The following is a 15035-nucleotide window of genomic DNA, read 5'->3' on the forward strand; positions in this document are numbered from 1 at the left end:
GCATGCCAGACGCAGGGAGTTGTGATGCAGGTAGCCGTGGTCACCTTCGACGGGTTCAACGAGCTCGACAGCTTCATCGCGTCGGCGCTGATCAACCGCTGCCGCAAGGACGGCCTCGAAGCCTTCATCACCACGCCCGCACCGGTGGTGACCTCGATGAACGGCGTGGAGGTGACCGGTCAGCGCCCCATGGAGTTCATTCCCGAGGCCGACGTCGTCCTGATCGGCAGCGGTGTGAAGACGCGCGACGTGGTCGCCGACGACCGGCTGCTCTCCCTACTGCCGCTGGACCCCGCCCGTCAGCTGATCGGTTCGCAGTGCTCCGGCGCGCTCGTCCTCGCCCGGCTCGGGCTGCTCGGCGGCATGCCGGCGTGCGCGGACCTGACGAGCCGGCCGTACGTCGAGGCCTGCGGTGTCACCGTCCTGGACGCCCCGTTCCACTCCGAGGGCAACATCGCCACGGCGGGCGGGTGCCTGGCCTCGCAGTACCTCGCCGCGTGGGTGATCACGCGCACGCTCGGTGAGGACGCCGCGCGCGGCGCGATCGGCTACGCGGCGCCGGTCGGCGAACAGCAGGAGACGGTCGAGCGCGCCCTGCGCGCCGTGAGCGGCGTCCGTACGGGAGCCCCCGCCCTGCGCTGACCCGCCTTCGGGCGGGATCCGCGCGGGCGTCGCCCCCGCGGAACCGGAGCCACGTGCCGCTCCCGTTCCGTGGCGATGCCCCAGGGCTGGCTGAGGGCGCAGACCGGGTGCGGCCCCCGGCCGGACCCGCGCGCCCCCAGGCCGCCGGGGTCCGCAGCCCGTCGGGGTCCGCAGCCCGCCGGAGGCCGCTCCCCGCTCCCGGGGAGGGGCCTCGGCGCGCAGGGCGCACAGCAGGTGGTCGGTGCACGGACGTCGACCGCCATGCGGGTGTGGGGGCTCGGAGCGGGCCGGACCGCCTTGGTGACGGCCTCGGACGCCAGGAGGGGGGCATCGTCCGCCGGCCCGCTGTCGACGACCGCGTCGGGCAGCGCCCTGCGGGCCGGGCGGCCGGGCGCCTCGGCCCCTCGGCCGGTCCCTGCTAGGCGAAGGGCCCCTCGGCCGTGAAGCGGCGCAGTTGGTGGGCGAACTTCGCGGCCTCGCCCGGCGGCCACCCGGACAGGCTGCCCATGATGTGCGCGGCGAGCCGTGTACGCAGCTCGGCGACCACGGACCGTCCCTCCTCGGTGAGGACCAGCAGGTGCGCGCGCCGGTCGGCGGGGTCCGCCTCGCGGCGGATCAGGCCGGCGGCCTCCAGCCGGGAGGCCCGGCGGGTGACGCCGGAGCGGTCGATTCCGACCTCGGGGGCCAGGTCGGCGGCGCTGCGGGGGCCGGTGCGGGCCAGTGCGCTGAGGACCGGGTAGGTCTGCTCGTCCACCCCCTCGCCCATGCCCTCGGTGAGCTGCCGGTGCAGCTGCGTACGGGTGGTGCGCCTGAGCAGGATGCCCAGCGCATCTGCGATCTCGTGTCCTACTTCGTTCTCCACGCCCCAAGAATAGCGTGCGCTGCGCACGCTACGGTGCTACAGTGAGGGAGAAGCGTGCGAAACGCACGCACTTTCCCTTCACGTTCTGCAAAGGACCGCCATGACGCGCACCGGTATCGAGGCCGCCCTCAACGACCTGATCTTCAACCGCGACCTCACCGTCCAGGAGGCCGCCGACCTGCACTTCACCCCGGAGTACCGCCAGCGCACGGACGGCGAGTGGGCCGACCGCGCCGAGTTCGTCGAGCACATCACCCACGTGCGCGGCGTCGTCGCCGGCGGCCACGTCGAGGTGCACGAGGAGCTGTACGACGGCAGCAGGTACGCCGACCGGCACACCGCCCACATCACCAAGAAGGACGGCTCGACCGTGCGCATGGAGGTCTACGTGTTCGCCGACCTCGCCCCCGACGGCCGCTTCGACCGCATCGAGGAAACCACCCTGATGCTGGAGGGCTCCGCCGCCGACCGCAACATCGGCAGCGCCCGCTAGTCCTGTGACCGGAAAGGTCCACCGCGCTGCCCGCGGTCGGGGAAGAACCCGCCGCCCGGTGGTCAGGCGGCGGGGACGGGGGCCCGGTGGTCAGGCGGCGGGGGCGGGGGCCGGGGCGGCGGGGGAGGAGGTCAGGGCGCGGATGGCGGTCTGCTGGGAGTAGGCGAGCAGGCCGATCGTCACCGCGCTCATGACGCACGCGAAGAACAGGTGGCCCAGGGTCGAAGTGACCGCCAGACCCAGGGCGTTCAGGAGGAAGTGGCTGCCGATCCGGAGGGCGACGAGCGCGAGGGCGACCTTGCGGGTCTCCTTGCCGCGCCACAGCGCCTTGGCGAGCCGGAGCCGCCTGCGCATCATCGTCAGCGAGACGATGATGTTCACGGCCAGCAGGAGCAGCAGCACGGGCCACGCCGAAGGGAAGGCCCGCAGGATGTCGAACGCGGCGGCGAGAACGCCTTCGAAGCCGAAGAACCAGATAGGGAGCCGGTAGTCGGCCGGCGTCATGGCGCCGGTGTCGGTCGTCTCGGCAGGTGCGGCCTTCGCGGTCTTCTTCTTCAGGATGTCCATGATGCTGCTGCCCCCGTGGTCGGTGTGATGATCGATATTCTGGCCGGGGGAGGGGCCCCGGAGGCAGAGCCCGCGGTCACGTGTGCCGTATGACAGCTGTCATGTGCCCCTCCGGTGCCACAGGCAGGGGGCCCGCGTGATGGGATACGCCGCATGCCTCTCATCGGATCAGAGGGCGCGTCATGAGCGCCCGTCGCACACCGGTGCCCTTCGACCCCGAACTGCGCGTCGCACTGGACGCCTTGGACGAGGAGGTGAAGGCGCCGATCACCCCCGAGACCCTCGCGGCCTGGCAGCGGCGGGACGCCGCGTCCCGCCCCCGGCCCACCGCCGAGGACCTGCGCGCCGACGGCCGCTTCGAGGTGACGGAGCTCCGCGTCCCGGGCCCGCCGGACGCACCGGACGTCACGCTCGTCAGCGCGCGCCCCTCGGGGCTCACCGGCCCGTTGCCGCTCCTCTACTACATGCACGGCGGCGGCATGGTCATGGGCAACGCCTGGTCCGTGCTCCCGGGGATCCTGCGCGAGTGGGCCCACCCCCTGAACCTCGCCGTCCTCTCGGTCGAGTACCGCCTCGCACCGCAGGCCCGTTACCCGGAGCCGCTGGAGGACTGCTACGCGGGACTCCGCTGGGCGGCCGCCCACGCGGCCGAACTGGGCATCGACGCGGAGCGCATCGTCATCGGCGGCAAGAGCGCGGGCGGCGGGCTCGCCGCGGCCCTCGCGCTGCTGGCCCGGGACCGCGGCGGCCCCGCCGCCCTGGGCCAGCTGCTGCTGTGCCCGATGCTCGACGACCGCGGCAGCACCTTCTCCAGCCACCAGATGACCGGCCTCGGCGCCTGGGACCTCACCTCCAACACGACCGGGTGGCAAGCCCTGTTGGGCGAGCGCCACGGCGCCGCGGACCTGCCGCCCTACGCGGCCCCGGCCCGCGCCACCGACCTCTCCGGGCTTCCCCCGGCCTACGTCGAGGTCGGGTCGGCCGAGATCTACCGGGACGAGGACGTGGCGTACGCGAACGCCATCTGGCAGGCCGGCGGCCAGGCCGAACTGCACGTGTGGCCCGGCGCCTACCACGGCTTCGACGGCCTGGCCCCGCACGCCGCCCTCAGCCGCGACGCCCGCGAGGCCCGCACCCGCTGGCTCCGCCGCCTCCTCATCCCTCCGACGGAGCGCGCCTCAGACCGTCCAGGGTGAGGTCCAGCAACCGTTCGGCCTGTTCCCGCTGTTCGGGCTCGGCCGAGGTCAGGGCGATGCCGGCGAGCGCCGCGAACATGTCGGCCGGGCCGATGTCGGTCCGGATCGCCCCGGCCTCGGCGCAGGCGTCCATCAGCGTGGTGATGGCGCTCCGGATCATGTCGTGGCTGTGGGCGTACGGGTTGCTCCCCGCGGCGGCGATGGCGCGCAGCGCATCGGCCATGCCGAGTTTGGCCGTGGCGTAGTCCATGAAGAGACGGGTCCACGCGCGCAGCGCCTCGTACGGCGGCCGCGAGGCCAGCAGCTCGGGGACGACGTCACGCAGCTGCGCCACCTCGTTGCGGTAGGCCGCCTCGACGAGGGCCTCGCGGGTGGGGAAGTTGCGGTACAGGGTGGCGGTGCCCACGCCCGCTTCCCTGGCGATGCGCTCCAGGTGCGCGTCCAGTCCCTCCTCCGTGAACACGCGTACCGCCGCGGCCAGGATCTTGTCCCTGTTGCGCTGCGCGTCGGCCCTCAACGGGCGTGCTGCGTCCCGGCTCATCCGCGGGGTCCGTCCTCTCGTTCTCCGTCATTTCGTTCTCCGACATTTGCTAAGTGGAGGCGCGCCCACTTAGTCTGCAGTAAGTGGTGCCGCCTCCACTTGACTCTAGGGCATGCCCTGGCCTGCCCGTATTCCTTCCGGAAGGACTGCCGATCATGTCGGGAATCGCATACGAGAACGACGGTATCGAGGGCAAGGTGGTGGCGATCACGGGTGCCGGCAGCGGCATCGGCGAGGCGACCGCCCTGCTGCTCGCCGGACGTGGCGCCAAGGTCGTCCTCGGCGGGCGCCGGACGGAGCGGCTGCACGCCCTGGCCGCCCGCATCGAACGGGCCGGCGGCGAAGCCGCCTGGACCCGCACCGACGTCACGCGCCGCGAGGACGTGACCGCGCTCGTCGACCTGGCGCGCGAGCGGTTCGGCCGGCTCGACGTCCTCGTCGGCAACGCCGGGGTCGGCCTGTTTTCCCCGCTGGACGAGCTCCGCGTCGAGGACTGGGAAAGGATGATCGACGTCAACCTCAAGGGAGTCCTGTACGGGATCGCCGCCGCCCTGCCGGTCTTCCGCGCACAGGGCTCCGGGCACTTCGTCCACACCGTCTCCACCGCCGGACTGCGGATCGTCCCGCTCCAGGCGGTGTACGCCGCCACCAAGAACGCCGTACGCACCCTCTCCGAGGGCCTGCGCCAGGAGGCCGGGGACAGCCTGCGCGTGACCGTCGTCTCGCCGGGTGTCACACGGACGGAATTCGCGGATTCCATGTCACCGCAGATGCAGGCCCTGGTCCGTGACCGCATGGACAGGACGGCGATCGCGCCGGACGCCATCGCCCGCGCCATCGCCTACGCCGTCGAACAGCCGGCCAACGTCGACGTCGGCGACATCGTCGTCCGCCCCACCGCGCAGGACTGACGGCCGCCGGCCGCCCCCGCCGCCCGCCGCCACCCGGGGTGACATGCGCGCCGGAACGCGCCGTGCCACCCTGTTCACACGCCCCGGAGCCTCGGGAGACGACAGCCGCGACGAACGGAGCGTGCTGTGGGACATCCGATACGTGGTGTGGCGTGCGGTGCGGCGCTGCGGCGCCGGGCGGCCGCCGCCTTCGCCGCCCTCCTGCTGGTCACACTGGCCTCGGGTACCGGCGCCCGCGCGGCCCCGGCCCCCGCCCCGCCTCCCACGCCCTCGCCGTGGCCGTACGGCGACGCGGGCGACCCCGGCCGGCTCGACCCGCGCATCACGGCGATCATGCGCAAACCCGAGTACCGGCACGCCCAGTGGGGACTCCTGCAGACCGAACCGGCGGGCGGACGCGTACTGCACAGCATGTTCCCCGGTCAGTTCTTCGTCCCCGGCTCCACCGCGAAGCTGTTCCCCGTCTCCGGCACCTGGCGGACCCTCGGCACGGACCACCGCTTCGTCACCCCCGTCCACGCCGTCGGGACCCGCACCGGCGCCACGCTGACCGGCGACCTCGACCTCGTCGCCCAGGGCGACCTCACCCTGGGCGGCCGGACGCGGCCCGACGGCACGGTCGCGTACACCGACCTCGACCACACGTACGCCAACGACTTCCCCGGCGCGACCCTCACCCCGGAGAACCCCCTGGCCGGCATCGACCAGCTCGCCCGGCAGGTCCGCGCCTCCGGCATCACCCGCGTCGAGGGCGACGTCATCGTCGACAGCCGCCTCTTCGCCCCCGACCCGGTCCTCGACCCCACCCCCACCCCGCTGATCATCAACGACAACCTCATCGACCTGCTGACCACGCCCGGCGACCGGGCGGGCGCCGCCGCCCGCCTGGACTGGCGGCCCAAGGTCGCCCCGTACCAGGTCACCTCCACGGTGAAGACCGTCGCCGCCGGCGGGCCCACGAACATCACGGTGACCGCCACCGGCGGCGGCACCCGCATCCACCTGTCCGGCACCATCGCGGCGGACGCCCAGCCGCTGCTGCGCACCTCACCGGTCACCGACCCGAACACCTTCGGCCGCACCGCGCTGATCGAGGCGCTCGCCCGGGCCGGCGTGCAGGTCACCGCCGCCGCGAACGGCCCCAACCCGGTCGCCCGGCTGCCGCGTTCCTACGAGGGCCGGCCGCGGGTGGCCGCGTACACCTCGCCGCCGTACGACCAGTACGCCAAGCTCATCCTCAAGGTCAGCCACAATCTGGGCGCCAACCTCGGCATCTGCCTCATGGCCGTCACCACCGGCAGCCACCAGTGCGCCGACGGGTTCCCGGTGCTCGCCGACTTCCTCGACCGGGCCGGTGTCGACCGCGAACAGGTGGAGCTCATGGACGGCCGGGGCGGCAACCCGGCCGACCGGGCCACCCCGCAGGCGCTCGTGCAGATGCTGGCTTACTGGCAACGCACCCCGGAAGCACGGCGCTTCCGCGAGGCACTGCCCATCCTCGGCGTCGACGGTCTGCTCGCCGAGAACTGCCGCAGCTGTCCGGCGCGCGGGAAGGTGTTCGGGAAGACCGGCGCCGCCGTCGGCGGGGACTCCCTCAACGACCGCCTCGCCGTCGGCGCCATCACCATCGCCGGCTACCTCGACAAGGGCGGCGGCCGCTTCGACCCCTTCTACGCGGGCGTCAACGGCGCCTCCACCCCGACCGCGAACCCCGTCGACGTCCTGTCCATCGCCAATGACCTGGCGCTGATCGCCGCCCACCTTCAGGAGTCGCCGTAACGGCCCGGCGGATCACGGTGGGTCGGACGGAGACGGAGACGGGGCCGAGGACGGAGACGGGGCCGAGGACGGGGACGGGGACGAGGACGGGGACGAGGGCGCCGGTACGGACGAGGGCCGGGGCGCCGACGAGGGCGGGGGCGCCGACGAGGGCGGGGGCGCCGACGAGGGCGGGGGCGCCGACGAGGGCGGGGGCGCGTCGTCGAGAAAGCCGCCCGACTGGTGCTGCCACAGCTTCGCGTACGTGCCGCCGGCGGCCAGCAGCTCCCGGTGCGTGCCCTGTTCGAGGATGCGGCCGCGGTCGAGGACGACGAGCCGGTCCATGTGCGCCACCGTGCTCAGCCGGTGCGCGACCACGAGCGCGGTCCGCCCCTCCATCAGCCGCCACAGCGCTTCCTGGACGAGGATCTCGCTCTCCGAGTCCAGGGCGCTGGTCGCCTCGTCCAGCAGCAGGATCGGCGCGTCGCGCAGGATCGCCCGCGCGAGGGCCACCCGCTGGCGCTGCCCGCCGGACAGCTTGACGCCGCGCTCCCCGACCATGGTGTCGAGGCCGTCGGGCAGCGCGTCGGCGAACTCCGTGACGTGCGCCGCCTCGGCCGCGCGGCGGATCTCCGCCTCGGTGGCGTCCGGGCGGGCGAACGCGATGTTCTCGCGCAGCGTGCGGTGGAACATCGCCGGGTCCTGCGGCACGTAGGCCATCAGGCTGCGCAGATCGCGCTGGCGCAGCCGGCTGATGTCCTGACCGCCGATCAGGATCCGGCCCGCGTCGATGTCCGTCATCCGCAGCAGCAGCCGGGTGAGCGTGGTCTTGCCGCCGCCGGACCGGCCCACCAGCCCGATCTTCGCCCCACTGGGCACGGCCAGGTCCAGCCCCTCGAACAGGGGTTCAGCCCCCGCGTGCGTGAAGGTCACCTTCTCGAACCGCACCTCGCCGGCCCGGTCCGCCGCGGGTGCCGGCTCCGGCGACGGCGGGTCGAGCACGGTGGGCGGTGTCAGCAGCAGCTGCGTGAACTGCGACGCCTCCGTCATCGAGCTCTCCAGCCGCCGGTAGATCTGGTTGAACTCGAACATGATCCGGGTGGCGTTGGAGTAGTACGTGAACGCGACCACGACCGCCTCCACGCCGTGCCCCTGCCCGCCCCCGGAGGCCGTCACGGCCGTCACGGCGAGCAGCAGCCCCAGCGCGTTGGTCACCACGGACATCGGCGCGACGACGGTGTCGATCCGAAGGTTGCCGTAGTCCCACGACCGCAGCGTGAGCCCGCGCGAACGCGCCACCCGGGACCGGTGCTCGGCGGCCTCGCGGTCCTCCGCACCGAACGCGCGGACCGTGTCCATGTTCATCAGACTGTCGGAGACGTGCCCCGAGACCCGGGCGATCGCCTCCTCGCGCCGGTCGACGAGCGCCTGCCGGCGCCGTACGAGGGGCAGCACGCACACGCCCGTCACCGCGATCATGACCAGGAGCGCCACGACGAGCAGCGGCTCGTAGCGCCAGAGCACCACGGCCCCGAACAGCAGCGGCACGAACCGGCCCACGACCGAGAAGGTCAGGGTGTCGACGAACTCCTCGAAGCGGGAGGCGAAGCTCAGCACCCGCTTGGTCAGCGACCCGGCGAAATTGTCGTGGAAGAACGCGGCGTCCTTCGCGAACAGCCGGTCCATGCCGATCACGTACAGGCTCTCGATGCCGAGGGCGTCGAGCCGGTTCAGGCAGTGCAGGCCGGCCCGCCACGCGGCCTCGGAGAGCAGCAGGACGGCGGCGAACCCGAGGACGTACGGGAGCGCCGACCCGAGGCCGAGGCCGCCCCCTGCGCCGCCGCCGGCGATGCGGCCGACGAGCTTCGCGACGACCAGCGGCGCGATGTAGTTGATCCCGATGTTGCCCACGGCAGGCAGCAGCATCGCGGGTGCCGTCCACCACCGCAGCCGGGTCAACTCCCTTCCGTAGTAACGCAGCGCGAGGACCACCGGTCCCCTGCCGGGCGGGCCTCCTCCTGATGCAGCCGATTCCATGGCAACCCTGTGTATTCGTCTCGTAACGGAATCCGCAGTCTCCCGCGCCCGCGCCGACGCCGTCCAAGCGTTTTCCGTGTGGGTGACACGGGGACGCCGACCCGGTGGCTTGACTCTCCACCCGCTGGAGACCGGAGAGTGGGCGTCATGAACGGCACGACGACGTCCCTGCTCTCGATCGGCGACCTGGCCACCCGTACCGGTGTGCCGGTACGCACCATCCGGTTCTACTCGGACGCCGGTCTGCTGCCCCCCACGCACCGGTCCCGGGCCGGCTACCGCAGCTACGACACGGCGGCCCTCGAACGGCTCCGGACCATCTGTGTCCTGCGTGAGCTGGACGTCGACCTCGCCACCGTCCGCCGCGTCCTCGACGGTGACCTCCCGGTCGCCGAGGTCGCCGCCGCGCATGCCGCCGCCACCGAGGTCCAGATCCGTGTGCTGCGCCTGCGGCAGAGCGTCCTGCGCCACCTGGCCCGGCGCGGCTCAACCCCCGAGGAGATCTCTCTCGTGCACCACGTCACCCGCCTCACCTCCGATGAACGACGCCGCCTGGTCTCGGACTTCATCGACGGCCTCACCGACGGCACCCCCTCCGCCCGGACGGCCGCCGCCGCTCTGCGCACGGCCGTCCCCGACCTGCCCGACGACCCGACCGACGCGCAACTCGACGCGTGGACGGAGGTCGCCCGGCTCATCGCCGACGAAGACTTCCGCCGGCGGATCGCCCACGCGGCGATCCCGCCCGCAGACGAGGACGCCCTGCCGGGGGTGGACCCCGGGACTGCAGCGGATCTCGTGTCCTTCACCCGGGACACGGTCGTCGCCGCGATGCGGTCGGGCACGGATCCCGAGAGCGCAGAGGCCGACGTCGTGGTCGATGCCGTCGTCGCGCGCTTCGCCGCCGTACTCGGCCGCACGGTCGGCCCCGAGCTGCGTGCATGGATGGCGCGGCAGTTCGAGGCGGGGCACGACCCGCTCGTCGAGCGCTACTGGCGCCTGGTGTGGACCGTCAACGACTGGCAGGTGGTCCCCGGGCACCTGCCCTTCCAGCCCTGGATCGTCAAGGCCCTGCGCCGTCCCCGGCCGGACCGGGACGGGGGCCTTCAGGGCGTCAGCCCATGAGCAGGAGGCGCGTGTTCGGCACCAGCTTCCGGTTCACGCTGGTGCTCTGGACGAAGATGGTGAAGTCGTCGTTGTGGTCCGGCTTGACCCGGACCTCCACGTCCGGCAGGCCGAGCAGGGCACGGGCCTCCGGCCCCGTGTACACCCGGTCCGTCTTCTTTTCCAGCACCGCGATCTGCTTACGCGCCTGGACCTTTTCCGACTTGCTCAGCTGGTAGAAAGCACAGCCGGTCCGATAGGTGTTCCCGCTTTCCACGACCCATTCCCGGATCCCCGCGTCACGGGCCACCGGAATCAGCTGGTATTCCGACGGATCGACCGGGGTGAGGCCCGCCGCCTCGATGGTGTCCTTGTTCACCGTGTCCGCGCCCATGGAGAAAACCGCCCGCGATCCCCGGATGCCCTGGGAGCGGCCCACCATGAATTTCTCGGTGGCCTGCTTGATGACCTCGCCGGCGTCTTCCAGACCCTGCGTGCTCGTGGCGTCCCAGATGGCGATGTTGTCCTTCGGGAAACCGCACTGCATGGCCTCGCGCTTGCCCATCTGGTCCGGTACGAGCACGGCCAGCGTCCAGTTGTCCTGCTGCGTCGCGATCAGCTGCGACACGGCCTGCACCAGTTCGCGCGGGTCGCTGGAAGGGGCGTCCGAGCAGCGGTGACTCGCGTTCTCCTGCCCGTCGGTCAGTACGAACGTCAGGAAGCTGTGGTCGCCGTACAGCTGGGCCGTCTGCGCCAGCTCCCGCTGCGACTTCAGGGTGGCCGCCAGCAGGGCCGTCATTCCGCCGACCCGGTACATCTGCTTCAGGGACGGCATCCGCAGCACGTCCTTGTCGTAGATGACGCATTCCACCTTGTCCGCGAACACGTACACCGTGACCCGGGTCTCCTGGTCCAGTTCCTGCGAACGGCGGGCCAGATATGCGATCTGCTGGTCGGCCACTTCCACGACCTTGCGGTTCAGATGCGACATCGACGAACTGGCGTCCAACACAAGAGCAACGTGATTGATGTAGTTCTGGTTTCCGGACATGGCCGCTCCCCCTCTTTCCGACTGGATGCTCCAACCTTCTCACCCGCCACTGACAATCGAGGGGGAGCGGCCGCGCCCGACGGGGCGTGCGCACGACGTAAGGGTTTCGTCATCGGTCCGCGCATGGTCCGGGGCCCCGCTGCCGCGTTGAATGACGTGACGCACCACCGAAGATGAAGGATCGTCATGACACGACGCACGGGACGCCGCGCCACGCTCATCGTCACCGCCCTGCTCGCCGCCACGGTGCTGCTGGGCGCGGGCCTGTACTGGTTCCAGCCGTGGAAGCTGTGGCAGGACCGGACGGTCCGGGAGGCCGCGCCGGTCGCACCCGCCGCCGCGGCATCGGCACCGGCCCCGGCGGGCAAGGGCGCCCCCGGCCCGCGAACCGTCGCCACCGGCTCTCTGATCAGCCACGAACACACCACCACGGGCACGGCGGAGCTCGTCCGCCTCCCGGACGGCTCGTACACCCTGCGCCTGGCGAACCTCGACACCAGCAACGGTCCGGACCTGCGCGTCTGGCTCACCGACGCACCGGTGAAGGAGGGCGTGGACGGCTGGCGCGTGTTCGACGACGGCAAGCACGTGAGCCTCGGCAAGCTCAAGGGGAACAAGGGCGACCAGAACTACGCGGTCCCCGCCGAGGTGAACGTCGCCGACTACAGCAGCGTCACCATCTGGTGCGACCGCTTCGACGTCTCCTTCGGTGCGGCTCCCCTGCGCGCCACCTGACGGCCGCTCGGCCCCGGAGCGGCATCCCCCGAAAGGATTACTGCGCGGCGCAGGGAAATCGGCTAGTCTTCTGTGTGGCGCAGACAGTGCGTCACGCAGATACAGCGATCTCTGGGGGGACCCATGCTCACCATCGCCGTCACCGGAGCCACCGGGGCCCAGGGCGGGGCCACCGCCCGCGACCTGCTGGCCGCCGGCCACCGGGTCCGCGCGCTCACCCGCCGGCCCGGATCGCCCGCCGCCGATGCGCTGCGCCGCCTCGGGGCGGACGTGCGCCACGCCGACTTCGACGACCGGCGCTCCCTCGACGCCGCTCTGGCCGGAGCGGACTCCCTGTTCGCGGTCACCACCCCGTTCGGCGCCGACACCGCCACGGAAACCCGGCAGGGCAGAGCCCTCGTCGACGCGGCCGCGGCCGCCCGCCTCGCACACGTCGTGCTCACCTCCGCCGCCCACGCCGACCGTGGCACCGGCGTACCGCACTACGAGAGCAAGCACCTCGTCGAGCAGCACCTGCGCGCCGCCGGCCTGCCCTGGACCGTGATCGCCCCGGCGGCCTTCATGGAGAACTACGCGAGCGGCTGGACCCTCGACGGCCTGCGCGAGGGCGTCTTCGCGTGGCCCATGCCGTCCGACCGGCCACTCACCCTCATAGCCGTCGCCGACATCGGCGCCTTCGCCCGGCTCGTCTTCGAACGCCGGGGCGAGTTCGCAGGGCGCCGCATCGACATCGCCTCCGACGTGTGCACCCCCGCCCGGATGGCGCAGATCCTCGCTGAGGCCACCGGCCGCCCGATCATCCACCAGGAGGTGCCCCTGGCCCACGTCCGGAGCCGGTCGGCCGATCTGGCCGCCATGTTCGCCTACTTCACCAGCGCGGGCCTCGACGTCGACCTCGCAGGGCTCCGCCGCGCCTACCCCGAGGTCCGCCGGCAGACCTTCGCCGACTGGGCGACCGCCCAGGACTGGCCCGCACTGTTGTCCCCGGTGGCCGCCGAGCCGCGAAACCGTGAAGGAGTGTCGTCGTGAAGCCCATCGGTTACTGGCTCAACCGCACCGACAGAGCCCTCACCCGTTCCATGAACGACGTGTTGGGGGAGTTCGGCCTCACCCGCATCGTCTGGCAGGTTCTCAACGTCCTCGACGCGACCCCCGAGGCCACCGACGCCGAGGTCCTGTCTCTCCTCGCTGCCAACGCGGACATACCCACGCTGACCGCGGCCGTCGACACCGTGCTCGCCCAGGGCTGGGCCACCCGCTGCGCGCCGGACCGGCTCGTGCTGACCCCCGGCGGCCGTCGGTGCCTGGCCGACGCCGGGGCGCGCGTCGAGGCATTTCGCGAACGGTCCGTGCACGGCATCCCGGTGGAGGATTACCGCACTGCCGTTCGTGTCCTGGAGCGGATGACCGGCAACCTCGAAGAGGCGACGACAGCCGACGGCGCTGCTGTGCGCTCCGCCTGACGGTGGGTCAGGGCGCGCTGCCGCCCGGGTCCGTTGCGGGCTTGGTATGGAGGATCTCGCGTGCTTGGTCCGCGGCGCGGACGATGCTCTCGGAGACGAAGTCGACGAAGTGGGCGATGTTGGCGAGGCGGGCCCCTGCGGGAGTGCCGGCGCCGAGGACGCCGACGCCCTGGCGGGCGATGTCGGCGAGCTGGGCGGTGCCCCGTGCGCTGGCGACCGTGGACTGGTACCAGACGTCGTCGTCGACGGCGTAGCGTTCGCGGCGGCCCTCGTGACGCTCCCGGCGTATGAGGCCCTGGGCTTCGAGGAACGTGATCGCCTTGGAGACGGAGGCCGGACTGACTTCGAGACGCCGGACGAGTTCGGCCGCGGTGAGGCTGCCGGTGTCGCTCATGCACAGACAGGCCAGGATCCGGGCCGTCATCCTGGACATGCCCGTCTGCATGAGGACGTTGGTGAACGTCTCCTCCTCGTACTCGCGCACGGCCTCGGCGTCGCGCCCGCCGGCCTGCGCGGGCACCTGCGGGCCCCGGGGCGCAGGCTGCCTGCGCCGCCGGGCACGGCGCTCGGTGGCCCGGTGAGCCAGGTCGGCGCGGTATCCGGTGGGACCGCCGTTGCGCATCACCTCTCGCGTGACCGTGGACGTCGGACGGTCGAGGCGCCTGGCGATCTCCGCGTAGGCCAGCCCGTCGGCCACCCCCAGCGCGATCTGCTGCCGCTCCTGCTGGGTGAGCCTGCCTCCCGGCATCGCGGTCTCCTTTGCGGTCGTTCGTGGCCCTGGGCGCACCCAGCTTAGCGTTCATTGCCAGCTCATTGCAACGTACGGTCGGAGGTTCATTGCGTTAGGCGTCAACCCGTTGCAATGAATAAAGGGGCTTGACCTGCGTATACGTGGATAACGCGCAATGTGATTATTCCTGAAACGGTGAACGCAACGTAGTGTTTCTGTCATCGGAAACGGTGCACCAAGAGGTGCGCACGACAGAGTCACGGAGAACACCATGCTCAAGTTCGACACCCCCGCCCCCGTCGCCGCCGTCCTGAACGTCCCCGCCGGACTGGTCCGGTTCATCGCGGCGGACCGGGCGGACACCACGGTCGAGGTCCGGCCCGCGAACGCCTCGAAGAGCCGCGACGTGAAGGCCGCCGAGGGGACCACGGTCGAGTACCGCGACGGAGTCCTGCACATCACCGCCCCGGAGGCCAAGAACCAGCTCCTCGGCGCCTCCGGCTCCCTGGAGGTCACGGTCCAGCTGCCCGCCGGCTCCCGCATCGAGGCGAAGACCGCCGCCGTCGAACTCCGCGGCGTCGGACGCCTCGGCGAGGTCACCTTCGACGGTGCGCAGGGCCCGGTCAGGATCGACGAGGCCGCCGCCGCCCGCCTCACCCTCCTCGACGGCGACATCACCATCGGGCACCTGCGCGGAGCCGCCGACATCAGCACCGCCAGGGGCGACATCCGGATCACCGAGGCCGAGCGCGGCACGGTCACCCTGAGCACCCAGCAGGGCGACATCTCCGTCGGCGCCGCCCGCGGAACCTCCGCCACCCTCGACGCCGGTACCGCATACGGCCGGATCCACAACACCCTGACCAACACCGAGGGCCCGGGCGCCGCCCTCGACATCCACGCGACCACCACCCAGGGCGACATCACCGCCCGCAGCCTCTGAAG

The 15035-nt window shown here is 72.0% G+C and carries 16 protein-coding genes; 10 read left to right on the forward strand and 6 right to left on the reverse strand.

Annotated features, from left to right (window positions below; genetic code table 11):
- The first annotated feature begins 24 nt into the window (after positions 1-24).
- Positions 25-642 carry a DJ-1/PfpI family protein gene (locus ACIPK4_RS26605; RefSeq protein ID WP_402316686.1) on the forward strand — a complete coding sequence of 206 codons (618 nt, stop codon included), beginning with the start codon at positions 25-27 and terminating at the stop codon, positions 640-642.
- A 418-nt stretch (positions 643-1060) separates the two neighbouring features.
- On the opposite strand, the gene ACIPK4_RS26610 is transcribed toward ACIPK4_RS26605, so the two are convergent.
- The gene (locus ACIPK4_RS26610) at positions 1061-1504 is read right to left on the reverse strand and encodes a MarR family winged helix-turn-helix transcriptional regulator (protein WP_402316687.1); all 444 of its coding nucleotides are present in this window, start codon (positions 1502-1504) and stop codon (positions 1061-1063) included.
- A gap of 100 nt (positions 1505-1604) precedes the next feature.
- On the opposite strand from ACIPK4_RS26610, the gene ACIPK4_RS26615 reads away from it, so the two are divergent.
- The gene (locus ACIPK4_RS26615) at positions 1605-1997 is read left to right on the forward strand and encodes a nuclear transport factor 2 family protein (protein WP_376197450.1); all 393 of its coding nucleotides are present in this window, start codon (positions 1605-1607) and stop codon (positions 1995-1997) included.
- A 90-nt stretch (positions 1998-2087) separates the two neighbouring features.
- Here ACIPK4_RS26615 and ACIPK4_RS26620 read toward each other — a convergent pair whose 3' ends face one another.
- On the reverse strand, positions 2088-2564 hold the full coding sequence (locus ACIPK4_RS26620) for a hypothetical protein (RefSeq protein WP_402316691.1): 477 nt from the start codon (positions 2562-2564) through the stop codon (positions 2088-2090).
- A 182-nt stretch (positions 2565-2746) separates the two neighbouring features.
- Between ACIPK4_RS26620 and ACIPK4_RS26625 the strand changes: the two genes are divergently transcribed.
- Positions 2747-3760: an alpha/beta hydrolase gene (locus tag ACIPK4_RS26625; protein ID WP_402316694.1), complete on the forward strand. Its 1014-nt coding sequence runs from the start codon at positions 2747-2749 to the stop codon at positions 3758-3760.
- On the opposite strand, the gene ACIPK4_RS26630 is transcribed toward ACIPK4_RS26625, so the two are convergent.
- Positions 3720-4301 (reverse strand): TetR/AcrR family transcriptional regulator, encoded by a 582-nt coding sequence (locus ACIPK4_RS26630; protein WP_402316697.1) that lies wholly within the window; start codon positions 4299-4301, stop codon positions 3720-3722. The two genes, ACIPK4_RS26625 and ACIPK4_RS26630, sit on opposite strands and share 41 nt — an antisense overlap.
- 155 nt (positions 4302-4456) lie before the next feature.
- Here ACIPK4_RS26630 and ACIPK4_RS26635 point away from each other — a divergent pair, with 155 nt between their 5' ends.
- On the forward strand, positions 4457-5212 hold the full coding sequence (locus ACIPK4_RS26635; protein ID WP_402316699.1) for an SDR family oxidoreductase: 756 nt from the start codon (positions 4457-4459) through the stop codon (positions 5210-5212).
- Between the two features lie 126 nt (positions 5213-5338).
- A complete protein-coding gene (dacB, locus tag ACIPK4_RS26640) occupies positions 5339-6991 on the forward strand; it encodes a D-alanyl-D-alanine carboxypeptidase/D-alanyl-D-alanine-endopeptidase (RefSeq protein ID WP_402316701.1) in 1653 nt (550 codons plus the stop codon).
- 12 nt (positions 6992-7003) lie between these two features.
- Here the strand turns inward: dacB and ACIPK4_RS26645 are convergent, their stop codons facing one another.
- On the reverse strand, positions 7004-9007 hold the full coding sequence (locus tag ACIPK4_RS26645) for an ABC transporter ATP-binding protein (RefSeq protein ID WP_402316704.1): 2004 nt from the start codon (positions 9005-9007) through the stop codon (positions 7004-7006).
- A 147-nt stretch (positions 9008-9154) separates the two neighbouring features.
- On the opposite strand from ACIPK4_RS26645, the gene ACIPK4_RS26650 reads away from it, so the two are divergent.
- Entirely contained in the window at positions 9155-10132 is a 978-nt protein-coding gene (locus ACIPK4_RS26650; protein ID WP_402316706.1) for a MerR family transcriptional regulator, read from the forward strand.
- Here the strand turns inward: ACIPK4_RS26650 and ACIPK4_RS26655 are convergent.
- Positions 10122-11162 (reverse strand): vWA domain-containing protein, encoded by a 1041-nt coding sequence (locus ACIPK4_RS26655; protein WP_402316707.1) that lies wholly within the window; start codon positions 11160-11162, stop codon positions 10122-10124. The genes ACIPK4_RS26650 and ACIPK4_RS26655 overlap by 11 nt on opposite strands.
- Positions 11163-11348: 186 nt before the next feature.
- Between ACIPK4_RS26655 and ACIPK4_RS26660 the strand changes: the two genes are divergently transcribed.
- From ACIPK4_RS26660 to ACIPK4_RS26670, 3 genes are all read left to right on the forward strand, one after another.
- Positions 11349-11897, forward strand: coding sequence for a DM13 domain-containing protein (locus ACIPK4_RS26660; protein ID WP_402316709.1), 549 nt, complete (start codon positions 11349-11351; stop codon positions 11895-11897).
- 123 nt (positions 11898-12020) lie between these two features.
- Complete coding sequence (locus ACIPK4_RS26665) at positions 12021-12926, forward strand: NmrA/HSCARG family protein (RefSeq protein WP_402316710.1); 906 nt, start codon at positions 12021-12023, stop codon at positions 12924-12926.
- Entirely contained in the window at positions 12923-13360 is a 438-nt protein-coding gene (locus tag ACIPK4_RS26670; protein WP_402316711.1) for a MarR family winged helix-turn-helix transcriptional regulator, read from the forward strand. The genes ACIPK4_RS26665 and ACIPK4_RS26670 overlap by 4 nt, the downstream gene beginning before the upstream one ends.
- 7 nt (positions 13361-13367) lie before the next feature.
- Here ACIPK4_RS26670 and ACIPK4_RS26675 read toward each other — a convergent pair whose 3' ends face one another.
- Complete coding sequence (locus tag ACIPK4_RS26675) at positions 13368-14108, reverse strand: MarR family transcriptional regulator (RefSeq protein WP_402316713.1); 741 nt, start codon at positions 14106-14108, stop codon at positions 13368-13370.
- 253 nt (positions 14109-14361) lie between these two features.
- Between ACIPK4_RS26675 and ACIPK4_RS26680 the strand changes: the two genes are divergently transcribed.
- A complete protein-coding gene (locus tag ACIPK4_RS26680) occupies positions 14362-15033 on the forward strand; it encodes a DUF4097 family beta strand repeat-containing protein (protein ID WP_402316715.1) in 672 nt (223 codons plus the stop codon).
- Positions 15034-15035 lie beyond the last annotated feature (2 nt).

It is taken from the genome of Streptomyces sp. NPDC086989, assembly GCF_044745505.1.
In the GTDB taxonomy this organism is placed as follows: domain Bacteria; phylum Actinomycetota; class Actinomycetes; order Streptomycetales; family Streptomycetaceae; genus Streptomyces.

Excerpts from the sequence above, each read along its gene's own strand:
- ACIPK4_RS26605 (WP_402316686.1), top strand. The coding sequence starts at position 25 with ATGCAGGTAGCCGTGGTCACCTTCGACGGGTTCAACGAGCTCGACAGC.
- ACIPK4_RS26660 (WP_402316709.1), top strand. The coding sequence starts at position 11,349 with ATGACACGACGCACGGGACGCCGCGCCACGCTCATCGTCACCGCCCTG.
- ACIPK4_RS26650 (WP_402316706.1), top strand. The coding sequence starts at position 9,155 with ATGAACGGCACGACGACGTCCCTGCTCTCGATCGGCGACCTGGCCACC.
- ACIPK4_RS26615 (WP_376197450.1), top strand. The coding sequence starts at position 1,605 with ATGACGCGCACCGGTATCGAGGCCGCCCTCAACGACCTGATCTTCAAC.
- ACIPK4_RS26635 (WP_402316699.1), top strand. The coding sequence starts at position 4,457 with ATGTCGGGAATCGCATACGAGAACGACGGTATCGAGGGCAAGGTGGTG.
- ACIPK4_RS26665 (WP_402316710.1), top strand. The coding sequence starts at position 12,021 with ATGCTCACCATCGCCGTCACCGGAGCCACCGGGGCCCAGGGCGGGGCC.
- ACIPK4_RS26655 (WP_402316707.1), bottom strand. The coding sequence starts at position 11,162 with ATGTCCGGAAACCAGAACTACATCAATCACGTTGCTCTTGTGTTGGAC.
- ACIPK4_RS26625 (WP_402316694.1), top strand. The coding sequence starts at position 2,747 with ATGAGCGCCCGTCGCACACCGGTGCCCTTCGACCCCGAACTGCGCGTC.
- ACIPK4_RS26630 (WP_402316697.1), bottom strand. The coding sequence starts at position 4,301 with ATGAGCCGGGACGCAGCACGCCCGTTGAGGGCCGACGCGCAGCGCAAC.
- ACIPK4_RS26675 (WP_402316713.1), bottom strand. The coding sequence starts at position 14,108 with ATGCCGGGAGGCAGGCTCACCCAGCAGGAGCGGCAGCAGATCGCGCTG.
- ACIPK4_RS26620 (WP_402316691.1), bottom strand. The coding sequence starts at position 2,564 with ATGGACATCCTGAAGAAGAAGACCGCGAAGGCCGCACCTGCCGAGACG.
- ACIPK4_RS26680 (WP_402316715.1), top strand. The coding sequence starts at position 14,362 with ATGCTCAAGTTCGACACCCCCGCCCCCGTCGCCGCCGTCCTGAACGTC.
- ACIPK4_RS26645 (WP_402316704.1), bottom strand. The coding sequence starts at position 9,007 with ATGGAATCGGCTGCATCAGGAGGAGGCCCGCCCGGCAGGGGACCGGTG.